Below are 17,620 nucleotides of genomic sequence, written 5' to 3'. Positions count from 1 at the left end.
CCATAAATAGCCCTAAAGCACAAATTTTTGCATTAGGTTGCGTGGCCAACAGACATTAAAGACACAAGAGAAAACGCAATGAGTATAGTCATCAAGACAGCTGAAGAAATTGAAAAAATGCGTGCTGCGGGCAAACTTGCCGCACAGGTATTAGAAATGATCGCTCCGCACGTTAAGCCGGGCGTGACCACCAATGAACTCAATGACCTCTGCGCCAAATATACCGAAGAGCAAGGTGCGATTTCGGCGCCGCTTAACTATCATGGTTTTCCTAAGTCCATTTGTACTTCTGTAAACCATGTGATTTGCCACGGTATTCCAAACGACAACCCACCATTGAAAGAAGGCGATATCCTCAATATCGACATCACAGTGATTAAAGACGGCTATCACGGCGATACCTCACAGATGTTTTTGATTGGTGAAGTGAGCGCGAAGGACAAACGTCTGTGCCGCATCGCACAAGAAAGCCTGTATTTGGCCATTCGTAAGGTGCGTCCGGGCCTAAAACTGGGTGAAATTGGCAATACTATCGAAAAATTCATCAAAGCAAGCAAAACAGGCCTTGAGAAATATTCCATCGTGCAAGATTATTGTGGCCACGGTATTGGCTCGGGTTTCCATGAGGAACCTCAGGTCATGCATTACCGCAACGGCGATAACACAGTATTACGCCCAGGCATGTGTTTCACTATTGAACCTATGATCAATGCCGGTCGCCACACGACCATACTCGATCGCGATGATAAGTGGACGGTTACCACCTCCGATGGTAAAAATTCTGCCCAGTGGGAACACACCCTACTTGTGACTGAAAAAGGGGTTGAAGTACTGACTCTGCGTGAGGATGAAGATTTCCCACGCATCATCAATCACGAGCGATAGGCCAAACTAACAAGAATAAAAACAAGGGACTCGATGAATATAGCTCTGCTCGCTAAACAATCATTAATCGAACAGAATCAGACTCTTTTAGCCAGTTTCAAGGCTAAAATCCCGATTGAAGAGCTAGTCACGCAGCGCTGTCAATTTGTCGATGCCCTTGTAAAGCAAGCTTGGGAACAGCACGGTCTAAGGGAATTTGATATTTCCCTGATTGCCGTAGGCGGCTATGGCCGTGGGGAGCTGCATCCCCACTCAGATGTCGACTTACTGTTCCTGTTTAATGATATCTTGTCACCCGCCGCCGAAGCGGCACTCAGTCAGTTTATTGCCTTTTTGTGGGATGCTAATCTCGAAATCGGCCACAGTGTCCGTACGTTAAACGACACTATTACTCTCGGCCGTGAAGACATCACCATAGCCACTAACCTGTTAGAGGCACGACTGCTCGAAGGGCCCGAGTTTTTATTCGACCAACTTTACGATGCCATTCGTCAGAGTGACTTTTGGACCTCAAGCGACTTCTTTATCGCTAAGCGTGACGAACAAAATGCCCGCCATGCCAGAGCCAGTGCCTTCGATTTAGAACCCAATATCAAGAGTTGTCCCGGCGGCCTTAGGGATATTCAAACCATTGCTTGGGTGGCCATGCGTCACTTTGGCGCCGCTCGCCTCGAAGAATTAGTCCAATACGACTTTTTAGAGACCGGTGAATTAGAAGAGCTGCTCGAATGTCAGCACTTTTTATGGAAGCTACGCTTTGCCCTGCACATGGTGGTCGGTCGCGATGAAAACCGCTTACTGTTTGATGTGCAGCGCCAAGTTGCCGAGCTTATGGGTTATGAAGACGCCACCCAGCTTGCCGTTGAGCAGATGATGAAGCGCTACTATCGCACGGTGCGCCGAGTGATGGAGCTGAACGAAATGCTGTTGCAGCTCTTTAAGCGCGCAACGCTGGGGCACACAAAAGCCTTAGAAATTCAATCGATAGACAAACACTACCAGCGCCGCGGCACCTTTATCGAAGCGCTCAGTGATGATCTGTTCGATAGCGGCGAAGAAATTGTGCGGCTGTTTTTGTTAGTCGCTAAAAACTCCAATATTAAAGGTATTTACGCGCCAACGCTGCGTTCACTGCGCCGAGCAAGACGCGCCCAGCCGCAAGCCTTGCAAGAAAACCCGCTTTGCCGCCAAGCCTTTATGGAAATTTTGCGCCATCCTCGCGGCATTGTTGCCTTGTCTTTAATGCACAAACACGGCGTGTTATCGGCCTATTTACCCGCATGGCGAAACATTGAAGGTCAGATGCAGTTTGACCTGTTCCACGCCTACACAGTCGATGAACATACCCACAGATTGCTGCTCAATATTGAGCGTTTTTCTCAAGCCGAACAAAAAGAAGAATTTCCCTTAGGCTCGATTCTCATCAACCAACTGCCGAAAAAGGGCTTACTGGTATTAGGCGCTATCTTCCACGATATTGCCAAAGGCCGCGGTGGCGATCACAGTAAACTTGGCGGCGCCGACGCCCTCGCCTTTTGTAAGCTACACGGGTTAAACGATCACGATGGTCGTCTAGTCGCTTGGCTGGTCGAGAATCATCTGGTGATGTCTGTTACTGCTCAGCGCCGAGATATTTCCGATCCCAATGTGGTGGCCGATTTTGCCAATAAAGTCCGCGATGCCGTGCATTTGAGCTATCTGTACTGCTTAACCGTCGCCGATATCTGCGCCACCAACGAAAAAACCTGGAACAACTGGAAAGGCTCACTGCTGCGCGACTTGTACTTTTCAACCCAAAGGGTGCTCGCCCGTGGTAAAGAAAAACCCGTCGACATTCGTGCCAGAGTACGTGAATACCAAGCCAAGGCGAAAAAAGAACTGCTGCGCCGCGGACTGAAAGAGAAAGATCTCGATACCCTGTGGCAACGTTTTAAGGCAGATTACTTTTTACGCCACCAGCCCAATCAAGTCGCGTGGCACGCCGAAGCGATTTTAAAGCATAAACAACAGGATGAGCCCTTAGTCTTAGTGTCCAAACACACGACTCGTGGTGGTACTGAGTTATTTGTCTATTGCCAAGACAGACCTAAATTATTCGCAACTGTGATGGCGGTACTCGACAATAAAAATATCAACGTCCATGATGCCAACATCATGACGTCAAAAGATAATTATGCCCTCGATACCTTTGTGATCTTAGAGCAAGATGGCGCGCCCGTTAGCCAGCTCTCACGCATTCAAAGTATCCGTAAGGCGCTCGAAAAAGCCCTGTCGAGCGACAGCCCAAAACTGCCACGCTTTAGAAAACTGTCGCGCAAGATGAAACCTTTTAATGTTCCGACACAAGTGAGTTTCCTCGAAAGCAGTCGTCATGGTACAAGTATGATGGAGCTTATCGCCTTAGATTCGCCAGGATTACTGGCAAAAGTCGGGGATATCTTTTACCGTTGCAACACGACGTTACTCGCGGCCAAGATCACCACCATTGGTGAGCGAGCCGAAGACTTTTTTATGCTGCAAACCAACGATGGCCTGCAGCTTAACGAAAACCAAGAGAATACCCTCAGGGACGCTTTAATCAGTGCCTTGAGTGCAAAGAATATCGAATCAGTTAATTAACGAGACCAGTGGGAGAAGTAAATGGAGGCTTTACGCCAACGTATTGAGGCGGCTTTTGAAGCTCGCGCCGACATCACGCCAAGCACAGTTGACGCCAGCGTGCGCAGCGATGTGCAAAATGTCATCAATATGCTCGACAAAGGTGAAGTCCGTGTCGCCGAGAAAATCGACGGACAATGGCATGTACACCAGTGGCTGAAAAAGGCGGTATTACTGTCCTTCCGTATTTTCGATAACGTGGTTATTGATGGCGCCGAAACCAAATACTTCGACAAAGTGCCGTTAAAATTTGCCGAATATGATGAAGCTCGCTTTAAAGCGGAAGCCATTCGCGTGGTGCCTTCGGCTACAGTGCGTAAAGGCTCATTCATAGGTAAAAATACCGTGTTGATGCCATCCTATGTGAACTTAGGTGCTTATGTTGATGAAGGCACTATGGTTGACACTTGGGCGACCGTTGGCTCATGTGCACAAATCGGTAAAAACGTGCATTTATCTGGCGGCGTAGGTATTGGTGGCGTACTTGAGCCATTACAAGCGGGCCCAACCATCATCGAAGATAACTGCTTTATCGGTGCGCGTTCTGAGATTGTTGAAGGCGTTGTGGTTGAAGAAGGCTCAGTGATTTCTATGGGCGTATATATCGGCCAAAGCACTCGAATTTATGATCGCGAAACTGGCGAAGTGCATTACGGTCGTGTACCAGCAGGTTCCGTTGTCGTTTCAGGCAATCTGCCCTCTGCCTGTGGCAAGTACAGCCTCTATGCCGCCATTATCGTTAAGAAAGTGGATGCAAAAACCCGCGGTAAAGTGGGTATCAACGAATTACTGCGTATTGTTGATTAACAGTATTCGTTCGATAACATGAGTTCCATAAAAAAGATGCCCGAGGGCATCTTTTTTATTGTCAGTAAAATTTAGCCTATAGTTGCGCTGTCATTATCAGGCTTAAAAATAAAGTGTTTAATAAGGCACTTAAATCAAGCGCTCAACTTCACGAAATGCATTTCTCGTCATGGCAATAGCCCGCCAGCCGATAATCCCCAATGGCTGCTGCGCTTTGTTCACCACCACAAGATATTCTGAGTCCAAAAGATTCAACTGCAATAAGGCATCTTCCGATGTGGCCACCTCACTGATAATAGGCACCGAATGCTGCATGATCTGATGGGCTTTTTTATGCAGTGATGCCCTATCCTGCTCACGTTCAGCCGCTGTGCCAAGTAATGGGCTAAACCAATGTTCCAGTAAGCGACTGGTGATCACGCCGAGTATCTTATGTTGTTCATCCAATACCACGGCCACCTTAGCGTGGGCGGCGGTAAGCAAACGCTTAACGTCGACTAACTCATGGTCGAGGGAAATCGTTACTAGAGGTTCAAGGGGCGCAGCGCCGATATGGTCGCTAATACTCAACTCACGATTAATCAAAATCTCTAAACAGGTTTCGACTATCTCAGGATCAAACAGTGTCCCTTTACCCGCACGCAGCACTTCGGTCATTTTCTCCAGCCCCAAAGATGGACGGTAGGGCCTGTGGGATAATATCGAATCGGCAACATCGGCTACGGCAATAATTTTCGCCTCATAGAGAATGGCTTTATCCTTTAACCCCGCGGGATAACCTGAGCCATCGAGCCGCTCATGATGCTGTAAAATCATCTCTTTAATGGGCCATGGAAACTCCACATCCTCAATAATTTCAGCGCCATGGAGTGGATGGGTCTGTATTAATGCGTATTCTTCTTTCGAAAGCTTCGAAGGTTTGGTCAAGATCTGCGATGGAATGGCCAACTTGCCGATATCATGGACTAAGGCACCAATTTTCAGTCCTTCGAGACGCAGTGGATCTAAGCCTAATTTCTCACCAATCAAATAACTTAATTGCGCCACCGACTTTTGATGCCCTGCGGTATAGGCATCTTTTAGTTCCAATGCCTCAGAAATGGCACTAATAAGCTGGGTTAACGACTGAGATAACTGCTCTTTTTGCGATTTAATGATTTTGGACTGGCGAGAGACAGCCCGTAATGTGCGCGGCAGTTCGATGGTGTGCCATAGGATGCTGGCGAAGGTGAGTAATGATCTTGCATCATTGCGACTATAGGGCTCGTTACGATCGACCACACACACTATCCCGACCAAGCGGCTGCGAAACAAAATCGGCACCGCCAAATAACGCCCTGCAAGTAACAGTTTATCTAAGGGCAAATCCCCTAAGCGCCTTTGGGAGTCGGTTTGATTTTGGATGATCGGCTTATAATCTCGCACGCATTCAAGCCATACGCGGCTTTCAAGTTCTGACACTTGGGTATTATCTTCGATGAGATCGGCTTGGCCCGCCTCTGCGTTGGGATAGTCGGAACGTGCCGCGAGCGTGAGTGTTTTGGATTTTTCGTTATGCAACAGAATAAAGCCATAGCGACTACCTGTGAGCGACATCGCCTTAGCAACTGCGACTTTAAACACTTCTTCTTGGGAGGATTTAATCACATCTTCAATGTGTTGCAGCCAAGCATCGCTGGCTTGAATCGCTCGGCGATAATCCGAATGCAGCTCCTTCATCTGCGGATCTTCAAAATTGATGTCGGATAGAATCAAATACCATCCCATTTCAGGCAAAGAATGCAGCGCGAGATGCACACGTATACCTCTATAGTCTTGTAATTGAAAACCTATCTCTTGCCCACGTCGCCTCACGATATCGGCACACAACTCGGCATTAAAGGCACTAAACAATTGGCTGATGGGTTGATTAATGATTTGCGCCGCCGAGCGTTTGCAACGGCTGTAAAAGGCTTGGCTCATCCGTAGCACGCGAAATTGCTCATCAAGCTGTGCCCAAGACAAATTCAAACTATCGGGCAAGTCTTTCATTCCAACGATAAGGCTTTGACTGGTTGGCATCCTGCACTCCGATCTTAGACTAAAGCATGGGCGACACGCTTATGCGCTATGTTCGCCCGAATGTTAACACTATGAAATCTCCAATAAACATAATGATAGCTGATTAAAATGGACCGAGCTGAATGCAATGATATCGCAACACTTACCATAACCTTAGCGCGACTGCCTGCGTATTAGAAAACGATCGTTTTATTACCGTACACGACCACTTGCTCGTTAAGCACCAACTGCAGCGCTTTGCTCAGCACACTCTTTTCAACATCGCGCCCTGCACGCGCCATTTCTAAGGCGCTATAACTGTGATCGACAGGAATCACGTCTTGCTTGATGATCGGCCCTTCATCGAGGCAATTATTCACAAAATGCGCCGTCGCACCGATAATTTTCACCCCGCGCTCCCAGGCCTGGCGATAGGGTGCTGCGCCGATAAAGGCTGGTAAGAAAGAATGGTGAATGTTGATGATGCGATTAGGATATTGCGCCACAAAATCTGGCGTTAATACCCGCATGTACTTAGCCAAGACTAAATAATCGGGTTCGTATTGAGATACCGCAGCCAACAGTGCTTGCTCGTGTTGAATTCGGTCTAATCCTTCGTGACTCACCAGATGAAAGGGAACGTTAAATTTTTCGGCCAGTTCGCGCAGCGCATCATGGTTGCCCACCACAGCGGCAATCTCGACACTTAAACCACCGTAATAGGCTTTCATCAACAGATCGCCTAAACAGTGCGCTTCTTTCGTCACTAACACCACAATGCGTTTCTTGCCAGCGCTGACCAAGGTCATGTGATTCTTAGCAGGCAGCACGTCGCGCAGATCCTGCAATAACTGTTCGCTGTTAAAAATGCCCTCTAACTCAGTTCGCATAAAGAAACGCCCTTGGGCATTATCCACAAACTCACTGTTTTTAATGATGTTCAGTTTATGGGTAAAACAAACACTGGTGATTTTGGCGATGAGGCCTTGGGCATCGGCGCAATCCGTCAGTAAGATTTTACGTTCTATGGATGGCGAAGTATTACCGCGAGTTTCAGTCATTTGTTGCAAAGTTGGATCTCCTATATTGTCCCTACATCGAGTTTGCCATAGCAAATCGTGCTGAACAGCATGAAAACCCTATAATGCGAAAATAAAAATGACATTTCAGAGGCTTGAATCAATAAAATGTAAAAATTAAGCAGTTAATTTTGTAAAAACACAATCCTAGCGGCGAGTATCTAAGTAACGCTGCAATACTTTACGCAGGGTTTCGGCCTTAGTGCCATAAACCACCTGCACACCTTTGCCCATAACGATCACGCCCTTAGCACCCAACTGACTCAAACGCACCTTATTGACTAACTCAGGCTTATGTACGCTCAAGCGTAACCGTGTCAAACAAGCATTCAGCTCAACGATATTGTCACGCCCGCCAAGCGCCGCAATAATCGCCCGTAAACTTTCTTTAGGTCCTTTACTGTCACTGTCGTTATGCTCAAGCCTGCCAGGTGTTTTCAAATTAAAGGCTAAAATACTCAACCTAAACAACAGGTAATATATGATAGCGGTCAAAGGTCCGAGGAAAATAAACCAGCTGGCATTACGGGACAATGGAAATAACAACGTAAAGTCCACCAGCCCTTGGGAGAACACTATGCTGTGGTGAATATCGAGCATGATACAGACAAAGTAAGCGAGCCCAGTGAGTAAGGCGTGAATGATAAATAGGATTGGCGCCACAAACATAAAGGCAAATTCGATAGGTTCAGTCACCCCAGTTAACCAACTGGCCGCCCCCGCCGAGAGCATAATACCCGCCACGCGATTGCGCTCAGAAGGATCGGCGCAGCGCCACATTGCCAGTGCTGCCGCAGGTAATCCCCACATTTTAATCAGATAACCACCGGCAAGGTTTCCCGCCTGCGGATCGCCCGCTAAATAACGCGCCACCTCACCACGGACGACTTCATGCCCTAATAACTGATATTGACCCACTTCTAAGTAAAAAGGCGCGTTCCAAATATGGTGCAAGCCAAGGGGAATAAGTAACCGCTCTAGCGCGCCATACACGCCAAAAGCAATGGCCGGTTTTTGATAAACCGCCCAGTCAGATACCCGCTCAATCAATAACGCTAAGGGTGGCCACACATGGGCGAGTACATAACCTAAGCCCATCGCTAAGGGAATGATCAGCAAAGATGCACTGCGGCGTCCCTCAAAGAAGGAGAAAATCGCAGGCAAACGTATATATTGACTCCAGCGCACCGCAAGACAAGTAATACCGCCGAGCATCATGCCACCCGCAATCCCCGTATCTAAGGTATCCATCCCCAATAAAGGCTGGGTTGGGAGTCGATATAAATCGGCCAGTGCGGCTAATGTCGCCGTCATCACCCCATAACCAAACACCGCCGTAAAGGCGGCAATGCCTTGATCGCGGCAAAAGCCAATAGCGACCGCCACGGCAAATAACATCGGCATGATGGCGAAAATGAGTTTGCCCACCGCCAACATCAACACTGTCAGCTCTTCGGGCATAAAAGGAATAGGACTAACGGTGAGGCCAAGCATGACCCCTGCGGCAGGTAAAATGGCAATAGGAATAAGCAGCGCTTGGCTTAAGCGCTGGGCAAATTTAAACCACTGCTGAGTAACGAAACTGCCTAAGCGACGAGCTCGGTTTTGACGACTTGATTCCAGCGTTCTAGCCATTTTATCGCTTCAACCTCAGGTTCCATGGTTTCACAGGCATCGATTTCTAATAATTCTACAAGTGGTTTAGCGCCAAGTTCACTCAAGAGCACATCTACAGCCCTACCGGCGCCGCAGAAGGTTTCATAACTTGAATCACCCAGTGCGATCACACTGTAGTTAAGCGCGGGTAAATAGGGCGCAAGATTTTTAAGATTATGATACCAAGGCTGAATATCTTCGGGTAAGTCCCCTTGGCCCGTCGTAGAAGTCACCACCACTAACAATTCATCCTGCGGAGGAATAAAGCTGGCGACGTCATTTGGTTGCCACAATGTTACATCATAACCTAAAACTTGCATTTCTTTCTCTAGGGTTTCGGCGGCAAATTGTGCACTACCATAGACAGTGCCAAACACCAGATTCACCTTTTTCATGATACACTCCACATTGCGTTGCAAACCTTATTAGGCTGACCTTACTTTATTGTTCAGCGGATGGGCAAGCTAAGGCGCAAAATTTTTATAAATCAAGTCATTGAGCATGAGGAAATATCTGATGCGACAGTCCACCCGCCAAAAACACCTCAAGCAACACCACAAAACAACCCATATTCGACGTAAAAATTATTTCCACTCCGCCCAGCAAAATCTCACATCGCCACTCGCGCCTACCTCTGGATTCTCAACCTTAGCCGTCATGATGCAAGAATTGCGTCCACAAACCGCACAAACACCGCAACGCCTCGACTAATTACCGCCAGACTCATTTTGATTGGACAGTTTTAATTGAACCGTTTTAATTGAACAGTGTTGATTCGACCGTTATGGGTTCGATAGTTTTGATTCGATTGCTTAGTGTCAATAACCAAGCCAAGCGAATGACTTTTGATGCCACTCACTTGGCTGACTGCCAATTATGTCCAGATTGTCTCAGTTGAGATTGTCTGAGTTAAGGTCATGAGTTACGCATTTCCAGCTGGTATTTCATCCGTGGCGATTAACAACTCAGCCTGTTGACTTAAGATCGCCTCGTCCCAACCTAGCTCGGCAAACACGGTTTCCCACTCAGGCTCGAGCTCGGTTTCTATGCTGAGCCGAACTTGAGTGACAGGATGGGTGAAGCTGAGCTTTTTCGCGATAAGCCACAGGCGATTAATGCCAAAATGCTCGCGGAAAAACGCATTTTGCTTACCGTCGCCATGGGTGGTATCACCGACAATAGGGTGACGTAAATGCGCCATATGTCTTCTGAGCTGATGCTTACGCCCCGTTTTAGGGCTCAAGCGTACCAGTGCAAATCGGCTCGTGGGATATCGGCCTGACGGATACGGAATCTCAGTATTGAGTAATGGCTCATAAGCCGTCACAGCCTCTTGCGCGGCTTTGTTAGGATCGGCATTCTTATCGCCTAATTCATCTAACTCAACCTTAAGCGCATAGTCTAAAATACCGCTCTCATGCATATTACCGCGCACTAAAGCCAAATATTGTTTTTCAATCGTATGGGAGGCAAATTGCTCACACAGTGCATTGGCCACTTCACTACTCTTGGCAAACAAGAGCACGCCAGATGTCGGCCTGTCGAGACGATGTACAGGGAACACATGACAGCCCACTAAGTCGCGGGTCAGCTGCATGGCAAAAAATCGCTCCCGACGCGCTAAATAACTGCGGTGGACCAATAAGCCTGCAGGTTTATGAATTGCCACTAAGTGATCATCTTCATAAAGAATTTCAATCTCAGGCGCCTGCTCTTCTGAATCATCCTCTTGGGATACATTCCGTGCATTTTCAGGCGTTTCAAGCCAGATATCATCTTGATTCATTTAACAACATATCCAATTCATTCAATACGCCAATCAGAGCTTGGCGCGGGGGCATATCCTGCCAAACATGTTCAGCCATAGGGGCTATCGCAATTTGCGTCGGCAATGGCGCACCCGTTTCGATTAAAGTCTGCATTCTAGGCAGTAAAATAAACTGCAACCACTGCTCAAGGGGCATAAGATCACAGGCAAAAGGCGCTGTGCTTGCCATTGCTGCGGCAGAAGGCGCCTGCTCAGACCACAACTCGGCCGCTTGCAGCGCTTGGGCAATCTGAGCCAATTTAGCTTGGGTTTGACTGTATAACATAGCTTTCAGATCCATTCTCATGTTAGCCATTGTGATTGAGGAACTTGCCACAATCCACAGGCCGAATAGGTCGATTAAAGTGCCGCAATCATACCATCCAGACGCACTTCCCCCTATAATGGCGCCAATTTATTGAGCCTCTTTGATTGATATGGCAGCCAAATGACTGAAATTACAACTTTAAGCCAGTTTTTAACCACAGCCAAAACCCAGTTCCAAGTGTATGATCTTGGCCGTAGGGTGCAACATATTGATATGCTCGCGTTTCACCAAATAGAATCTCTCGCTACCCCTTATCCTTACCCTATTCAAGGACATGCGCAGTTTGCTATCGTCTTTTGGGATGCGAGTCAGCAACACTTTATTTGGTTTCTAAAACTGGCGTTAGATGAGCAAGGATTACTGTCGCCTGCACCGCGCTCACAATTTATCGAAATGATATTAGCGGCATTAGGGCAAGATCCCACCCAGCCACTCAGTGATGAGCAGCAAGAACGACTCGCGAATAATCCGTTTAACTTCAAGCCAAGCCAGGAAAAACTCGCCGTATTCAACGCACTCGTTCGTAAACAACTCGGCCAACGCGCATCATCGCAATACGAATTTGCCGTGCAGTATTTGTCAGGCCAAGTAGCCCCAGCACAATGGCAACATATTGGGATGCAAGGCATAGCCGATGTATGTGCGCGCGCAAATGAATTTGATCATGAGCAGCACTTAGTATTGAGTTTTGATACTGCCGCCATCGAAGTGCAAATCGCCCTATGTCAGTGTCTTGAGCACTTACTGATTAGCGACACGCTCGCCGATAAAATTCTCGCGAAACTTCAAGATGCAGCCCCAGAACACCAAGCTTATTTCCTACGGGCTCTGGCTTCTAGCGCCAAACACAGCCAGCAAGCGTTCGAACATCTTCACGGCCAGGCCTCTTTAGATACCAATGCCCTCATCAGCATTGCCGGGCGTAACTGGTCGGTATTAAAACAAGATTCAAGTCGCAGTCTTTACTTAGAAGCCCTAGCACTGCAGCCCCAAGCCTTTTTTAATCAGGTCTTTGCTGATATTGTGGCTATCCCTAGTTTGCGCAATCAACTACTAGGCGAATTAAGAAACCCCAATCGAAGCGTTCAACTATCACAAGCCATAGGTGGTTTGTTTAAGGCAGCAAGCAAATGATGTCAGATTTACTGTTAATTATTGGCCTCGTCGTGATTGCCGCATTTTTTTGGCAGTTACGCCAAATGGCAGAGTTGAGCCGCATTTTTGCCGAAAAAGAATGTTGGCGACAAAAAGTGCAACTGTTAGCCATAGCAATGGAAACCGCCCGCCCAAGTATTGGCGGCACCACGGGGATTTGTTGGAAAGCGAAATATTTATTTGAATTCAGCACTGACGGCATTAACCAGTACAGTGGCCATATTTGGATGCAAGGTAAGAAAATTCAAAAAATAGAATGGCCTATCTTCCCAGAGCCCGAATGGCAAGAAGCGCCGACAGCACAGGGGAAATTTGGCGGTTGTGGTACGCAAAGCGGCTGTAGCTCAGGCAAGTGTCATTAAGTTTTATCGACTATGATGCCCAAATAAGCTGTTCGCCAGAATAGAGAATAATCAGTCATTCTCTGGTGCTACAAAATAACTCGCTATAAAAATAAAAAAAGAAAGGGCGCGGCCCTAAAGCCACGCCCTCCTATTCTCTGTTAAGCTATCCCGCTATTTTTGTGCTCCCTGCACCATCCATGCGTCAATCTGCGTCCTGCTTCATCCCTGCTCAATCCTTGAGGTCCCTGTACTTTCGTACTTCCCTATCTCTTGGCCATCCAGTCCCAAGCTTGCTCTTTCCTGAGCGGTTCCATCATCATCCATGAAAGGGGTATTGCATCCATTCAATTGCACTCCATGTGCCATTGCCATCCTATGCAATGAGTCTATCAATCCTTGATAGTCTCCCTTCCTTGGTATTGGCTCTCTTTCATCCTGAAAGGCCTATATCCCTATCATTCCTTAAGTCACATTCCTTAGTCACTGTTCGATCATCCTGATCGCCAACATCCTGTTGCCTGTAATTCCTTCTACAAGATGAATTCTACGCCAACCAACGAAAGTACTCATTGCGGATTATTTAAAATGTTAACAAAAATGGTGAGTTTAACTGATAATAAATAGACTAACTGACTGATATAAAAATAAATAATAACTAACCCCAAGACATAACCCCCCTTTGAACCTACAAATTACTTACATACTTGTAAGAGATCTCTTACACGAAGGATGGCAATTCGAATCAAAAGTAAGCAAAACGCTAGATTTTCTCCCCTGGGACTTATGCATAAACCGCTATCGCTCAAAGTTCGACAAGCATTCGGCGCATGACCAGAAAAAAATTATTAAGCAATAAGAGAAGTAGGACTGGTGAACATGCTTTACGGTGAGAAGTCTTTAAGCAGAGTTAAAAAGTCAATGTGAATAGCGTTATAGCTTGGCAAAGCGAGATTAATACTGAAAATGAACCAAAGAAAAGGGCGCAACTAAAGTGCGCCCCATTTATCCTTTGTAAGCCGTCCTGCTCGATTTGTGCTCCCTGCACCATCCATGCGTCTGCTTGCGTCCTGCGTCGTCCCTGTAATTCCTTTTCGTCCCTGTGTATCAAACTTGCGTGAGATAACACTCAGTCCTTTGACCTGTAAATCCATTTTACAGAGCCTGTCACTTCCTATGACTTTTTCCTATTGCATCCTGCAAAAATTTGTCTTCCATAGAGTAGTACAAGCTGTTCACCCTTATACTTTATCCTTGTCTCGACACATCCTGTCTCGAGTTCATGCTTAATCCTTAAGCGTGTCCTGTATTCTTCCTGAAATTCATCATCCTGACGATACGACTCACTGTCTCTAATCATCCTTGAAAAGCAATCCTGCTTTTCCTTAGCCTATCCTAGGCGAATGACAGTTTTCCTACCGTCAGCGATTTCAACCTTGAAATCTTAATTCGTTGCTTCTTGCGTCCCTTTGGCCTGTTTCGCTTTCCTTGCTATCCATTTGCTTTGGCCATGAATGAATTCTACGTTAACCATGACTTTTTTGTTCGGCTCAAAGAACGGACTACAAAAGAAATTACGGTCAAACATAAGGCAAATAAACACAAGTTAATGATTCTATTTAAAATTAAACGCAAGAGAACAAAAAACAATCAAAAAGAAAACATTATGTCCTACAGCGTTTGTAAGCGATCTCTCACACGGGCATGGGCATCTCACTCGGACGGCTTTTTTAACGCTTAAAAAAGCCGCTGATCATCTGAGCAAACATCACCCAATCAGCCATCAAACTGTAAAAGGGATACTGAAATGTCGCAGGTCGATTCTTCTCGAATACTAAGTGTCCCACCCACGCAAAACCGTAGCCAACGACCGGAATAAACCAACATAGCCACCATGCTTGTGAAACCAAGGCAATGCCAATCAGCAGCAGGACTAAGCAACTGCCAACAAAGTGTAATTGCCGGCAAGTCGGGTGCTGGTGTTGGGATAAATAGAAAGGATAGAAATCGGCGAACCGTTTATAAGAGTGAGTCATCTTGTTGAACCGAATAGAATAACAACTGGCCATGGACACTGCCGATAGTGAGTTCGCCTAAAGAGACAAAGTCATGCTGGGTAAATAATTGCAGATGGCTCTCCTGGGCGACAAACACGCCAATACCATCCAAATCAGGCTGTTCATCACACCAACTCACTACCGCTTGCACTAACTTATGTCCGAGTCCTTTATGCTGCTCGTTCGGTGCAAGGGCGATAAACTGCAAAATACCGCAGTGCTTACTGGGTAAGAGTTCGACAATACTGGACTCTTTTTTCATCAAAGCTTGGGTCGATTGCCAGCCTGTACCTAACAACATCTTCAAGCGCCAATGCCAGTAACGCCCTTCACCCAAAGGCACTTCTTGCGTTACCACACAGGCTAAACCAACCAGTCTTTCATGGTCAAATAAACCAATGAGTGCTTGTTTTTGTTGCCATAACGTATTGAGTTCTTCGCGGATCGCGGCGCGCAGTTTTTGCTCGTAAGCGGCTTTATCTGAGGTGAAAAGTGAATCGACAAAAAAAGGGTCATCATGGTAAGCGTTATAGAGGATAGAGGCGGCAATGCGTAAGTCTTCCGCTGTCAAATAGACTGCACGGCAGTCTTCCAAGGTTTCATTGTCCATTATTAGTATTCCTTGACTTAGCCCACACTTTTTATGAGTAACAATTAATTTACCAAGGAAACGGAAAAGTGCAAATTTTAATCATAGATTGCATTTTTCAATCAGGCGCTTACTCTAAACGAAGGCACTATACTGAAAAGGAAATAATGATGGATACAACTCCAGTAGACCTAAGCCACTTATTCGAGCAACTCGGTTTAGACAGTAGCAATGAAGCCATAGCGCAATTTATTGCAACCCATGATATCGACCATCACATCCATCTAAGCCAAGCGCCCTTTTGGACCCCTGCTCAAAAGAGCTTTATCATCGAAGGCCTAGAAGCTGATGCCCTCTGGACTGAGCCCATTGAGCAACTCGATACTCAGCTACGTAAGCTATAAAACTCGCGGGTTAAATTTTACTGTAAGCCGTTTCACCCCAACCCACTAAGGCATTGTTGCTCAGCACGATAGGTGTGCATTCATCCTTAGTGGTTTTTCCATCGCCATTATTGCGCTGGGTACGATAAAACAACACTAAGACTTCTTTATTCGATTCACCTTGTTGAGCACTTTGTTGAATGTAGGCTTCACTAAAATCAGCGGTGCCCATTAAGATCATCACTTGGTCTTTGGGCATCCCTAAACTCAGTTTGGTTAAGTTCGTGCGGTTTTTATCCTGCACTTTCTCCCATGATTCGCTGCTATCCCAACCCGATTCGCCATCACCGACATTGACCACACAGCCGCTAAGACCTAAGCTTGCAAGCCCTAAAAAAGTGATGGCGATAAGTTTGTTATTCAATTTATGGTTAATCATGTGACATCCTGTGTGATTATTATTTTTGCTTGAAAAAGCGATTTAGGCAGGACAATAAGCAAAATAGATGCCAAATGACAACACACTGTTTTTAAATGAAAAAACTTACGCAACCTTTTGAGATTAGTTTAAATCATCCAACAAATTAAGGAATTTTGCTAATTATGAGTCCACTTGACCAAGTATTAGCGGCTGCACGTTCGCTCGAAGCCTGCGGTAAAGTACCGAGCCTTGCCTTAATTAAAACCCGTTTAGGTAGCAGCCTACCTTTACCGATATTGATCCAAGGCTTGCAGCAATTTAAATCTATGCCTAAGGCGGATCGCGAGCGTTTAGCCGAGTTACAAGCCCTCAGCCCGACAATCGAAGCCGCAGCAACTAACGATACCTTGACGCTTGCGCTGCTTGCCGATCGCCTGCAGATACAACAGGCATATTTTGAACGTCATGCTGAGCAGCAAAAAGCAGAAATCATGCAATTGAAAAACGAACTGCTTGAACTAAAACAACGCATCAACTTATTAGAATCCCAAGGAAAAACCGCTTAATGTTTGTCACTGAACTGCGCTTCGAATGCTTCGCCGACACCACTATCTCTGCCGCCGAAAAAGCCATTAATCAACTCCTCGAAGCCTATCGAGCTAATGGCCAAATCTTAGGGCGAGAATTTGCGGTCGCCTTTAATGACGGTGAGTTTAGAGTGCGTTTACTGATGCCAGAGAAAAGCAGTTTAGCGCATAAATATCACAGTCCTTGGGTTAAAAAAGCCTTAGCAGAGTTAACCGACGCTAAGCTACTCGCGCCGCGGGAAAAGTTTATCGGTCAGGACATTAATTCTGAGGTCAGCAATACCGACACACCGAGCTGGCAACTGCTGTATACCAGCTTTGTGCACATGTGCTCGCCCCTGCGCAGCGGCGATAATCTATTGCCCATTCCTTTATATCGACTCCCAGCAACCTTTAATGGCGATCACAAACGCATTATCCGTTGGCAGAGCGAATGGCAAGCCTGTGACGAGTTACAAATGGCGGCGGCCACCAAAGCAGAATTTGCCGCACTTGAGGAATTATCGAGTCCGGACAGTGATTTATTTCGTAGAGGTTGGGACTTGCGCGGCCGTATCGAATATCTCACTAAAATCCCGACCTATTACTACTTATACCGCGTCGGCGGCCAAGATTTGGCCTCAGAAAAAGCGCGACCTTGCCCACGTTGTGGCAGTCATGATTGGAAACTCGATGAACCTTTATTGGATATGTTCCACTTTCGCTGCGAGCCTTGCCGCATAGTATCGAACCTGTCTTGGGATCATCAGTAACATCATCTTATCCCGACAAAGACCTCAACCTAAGATAAGCCACGCTTAGGTTGAATGTTCCGCTCAAACTAAGTG

18 protein-coding genes are annotated in these 17,620 nt (G+C 46.6%); 9 read left to right on the top strand and 9 right to left on the bottom strand.

Annotated features, from left to right (window positions below; translation table 11 throughout):
- Nucleotides 1–54 precede the first annotated feature (54 nt).
- From map to dapD, 3 genes are read left to right on the top strand one after another with little or no spacing between them, the layout of a single operon-like run.
- On the top strand, nucleotides 55–885 hold the full coding sequence (map, locus tag FW758_RS01250) for a type I methionyl aminopeptidase (RefSeq protein ID WP_227257044.1): 831 nt from the start codon (nucleotides 55–57) through the stop codon (nucleotides 883–885).
- A 33-nt stretch (nucleotides 886–918) separates the two neighbouring features.
- Nucleotides 919–3,504 carry a bifunctional uridylyltransferase/uridylyl-removing protein GlnD gene (gene glnD / locus FW758_RS01245; protein WP_446444413.1) on the top strand — a complete coding sequence of 862 codons (2,586 nt, stop codon included), beginning with the start codon at nucleotides 919–921 and terminating at the stop codon, nucleotides 3,502–3,504.
- Nucleotides 3,505–3,525: 21 nt separating this feature from the next.
- On the top strand, nucleotides 3,526–4,350 hold the full coding sequence (dapD, locus tag FW758_RS01240) for a 2,3,4,5-tetrahydropyridine-2,6-dicarboxylate N-succinyltransferase (protein ID WP_446444412.1): 825 nt from the start codon (nucleotides 3,526–3,528) through the stop codon (nucleotides 4,348–4,350).
- Nucleotides 4,351–4,479: 129 nt separating this feature from the next.
- Here dapD and FW758_RS01235 read toward each other — a convergent pair whose 3' ends face one another.
- The 4 genes from FW758_RS01235 to FW758_RS01220 all read right to left on the bottom strand — a co-directional run bounded on the left by FW758_RS01235 (nucleotide 4,480) and on the right by FW758_RS01220 (nucleotide 9,520).
- Entirely contained in the window at nucleotides 4,480–6,411 is a 1,932-nt protein-coding gene (locus tag FW758_RS01235; RefSeq protein WP_446444411.1) for an HD domain-containing phosphohydrolase, read from the bottom strand.
- Nucleotides 6,412–6,584: 173 nt separating this feature from the next.
- Nucleotides 6,585–7,451 carry a formyltetrahydrofolate deformylase gene (gene purU, locus FW758_RS01230; protein ID WP_446444539.1) on the bottom strand — a complete coding sequence of 289 codons (867 nt, stop codon included), beginning with the start codon at nucleotides 7,449–7,451 and terminating at the stop codon, nucleotides 6,585–6,587.
- Between the two features lie 165 nt (nucleotides 7,452–7,616).
- The gene (locus FW758_RS01225; RefSeq protein WP_006080973.1) at nucleotides 7,617–9,104 is read right to left on the bottom strand and encodes a PTS transporter subunit EIIC; all 1,488 of its coding nucleotides are present in this window, start codon (nucleotides 9,102–9,104) and stop codon (nucleotides 7,617–7,619) included.
- A complete protein-coding gene (locus FW758_RS01220; RefSeq protein WP_011846344.1) occupies nucleotides 9,056–9,520 on the bottom strand; it encodes a flavodoxin in 465 nt (154 codons plus the stop codon). The genes FW758_RS01225 and FW758_RS01220 overlap by 49 nt, the downstream gene beginning before the upstream one ends.
- A gap of 121 nt (nucleotides 9,521–9,641) precedes the next feature.
- Between FW758_RS01220 and FW758_RS01215 the strand changes: the two genes are divergently transcribed.
- Nucleotides 9,642–9,836, top strand: a complete 195-nt coding sequence (locus tag FW758_RS01215; protein WP_006080971.1) for a hypothetical protein — start codon at nucleotides 9,642–9,644, stop codon at nucleotides 9,834–9,836.
- A 211-nt stretch (nucleotides 9,837–10,047) separates the two neighbouring features.
- Here the strand turns inward: FW758_RS01215 and truC are convergent, their stop codons facing one another.
- Both truC and FW758_RS01205 read right to left on the bottom strand, forming a co-directional pair.
- The gene (gene truC / locus FW758_RS01210) at nucleotides 10,048–10,911 is read right to left on the bottom strand and encodes a tRNA pseudouridine(65) synthase TruC (RefSeq protein ID WP_310802026.1); all 864 of its coding nucleotides are present in this window, start codon (nucleotides 10,909–10,911) and stop codon (nucleotides 10,048–10,050) included.
- Nucleotides 10,898–11,218: a YqcC family protein gene (locus tag FW758_RS01205; protein ID WP_107402275.1), complete on the bottom strand. Its 321-nt coding sequence runs from the start codon at nucleotides 11,216–11,218 to the stop codon at nucleotides 10,898–10,900. Before FW758_RS01205 ends, truC begins: the two co-directional genes overlap by 14 nt.
- Nucleotides 11,219–11,380: 162 nt before the next feature.
- Here FW758_RS01205 and FW758_RS01200 point away from each other — a divergent pair, with 162 nt between their 5' ends.
- Nucleotides 11,381–12,394: a DUF3549 family protein gene (locus FW758_RS01200; RefSeq protein ID WP_071939082.1), complete on the top strand. Its 1,014-nt coding sequence runs from the start codon at nucleotides 11,381–11,383 to the stop codon at nucleotides 12,392–12,394.
- Complete coding sequence (locus FW758_RS01195) at nucleotides 12,391–12,777, top strand: DUF3301 domain-containing protein (protein WP_006080967.1); 387 nt, start codon at nucleotides 12,391–12,393, stop codon at nucleotides 12,775–12,777. The genes FW758_RS01200 and FW758_RS01195 overlap by 4 nt, the downstream gene beginning before the upstream one ends.
- 1,709 nt (nucleotides 12,778–14,486) lie before the next feature.
- On the opposite strand, the gene FW758_RS01190 is transcribed toward FW758_RS01195, so the two are convergent.
- Both FW758_RS01190 and FW758_RS01185 read right to left on the bottom strand, forming a co-directional pair.
- Nucleotides 14,487–14,792 (bottom strand): DUF962 domain-containing protein, encoded by a 306-nt coding sequence (locus FW758_RS01190; protein WP_063883247.1) that lies wholly within the window; start codon nucleotides 14,790–14,792, stop codon nucleotides 14,487–14,489.
- Nucleotides 14,776–15,423 carry a GNAT family N-acetyltransferase gene (locus FW758_RS01185; protein ID WP_259581962.1) on the bottom strand — a complete coding sequence of 216 codons (648 nt, stop codon included), beginning with the start codon at nucleotides 15,421–15,423 and terminating at the stop codon, nucleotides 14,776–14,778. The genes FW758_RS01190 and FW758_RS01185 overlap by 17 nt, the downstream gene beginning before the upstream one ends.
- A gap of 149 nt (nucleotides 15,424–15,572) precedes the next feature.
- Between FW758_RS01185 and FW758_RS01180 the strand changes: the two genes are divergently transcribed.
- Nucleotides 15,573–15,806 (top strand): DUF2789 domain-containing protein, encoded by a 234-nt coding sequence (locus FW758_RS01180; protein WP_446444538.1) that lies wholly within the window; start codon nucleotides 15,573–15,575, stop codon nucleotides 15,804–15,806.
- Between the two features lie 10 nt (nucleotides 15,807–15,816).
- Here the strand turns inward: FW758_RS01180 and FW758_RS01175 are convergent, their stop codons facing one another.
- Nucleotides 15,817–16,224 carry a DUF3192 domain-containing protein gene (locus FW758_RS01175; protein WP_006080961.1) on the bottom strand — a complete coding sequence of 136 codons (408 nt, stop codon included), beginning with the start codon at nucleotides 16,222–16,224 and terminating at the stop codon, nucleotides 15,817–15,819.
- 164 nt (nucleotides 16,225–16,388) lie between these two features.
- On the opposite strand from FW758_RS01175, the gene FW758_RS01170 reads away from it, so the two are divergent.
- Together FW758_RS01170 and FW758_RS01165 are read left to right on the top strand one after the other, a co-directional pair.
- Entirely contained in the window at nucleotides 16,389–16,772 is a 384-nt protein-coding gene (locus FW758_RS01170) for a hypothetical protein (RefSeq protein ID WP_126492397.1), read from the top strand.
- Nucleotides 16,772–17,545 (top strand): Zn-ribbon-containing protein, encoded by a 774-nt coding sequence (locus FW758_RS01165; RefSeq protein WP_006085230.1) that lies wholly within the window; start codon nucleotides 16,772–16,774, stop codon nucleotides 17,543–17,545. The genes FW758_RS01170 and FW758_RS01165 overlap by 1 nt, the downstream gene beginning before the upstream one ends.
- Nucleotides 17,546–17,620 lie beyond the last annotated feature (75 nt).

The organism is Shewanella sp. 1180_01 (assembly GCF_052850535.1).
Note: the sequence above shows the minus strand (reverse complement) of the source record. Positions and strands in the feature narration are given on the sequence as shown.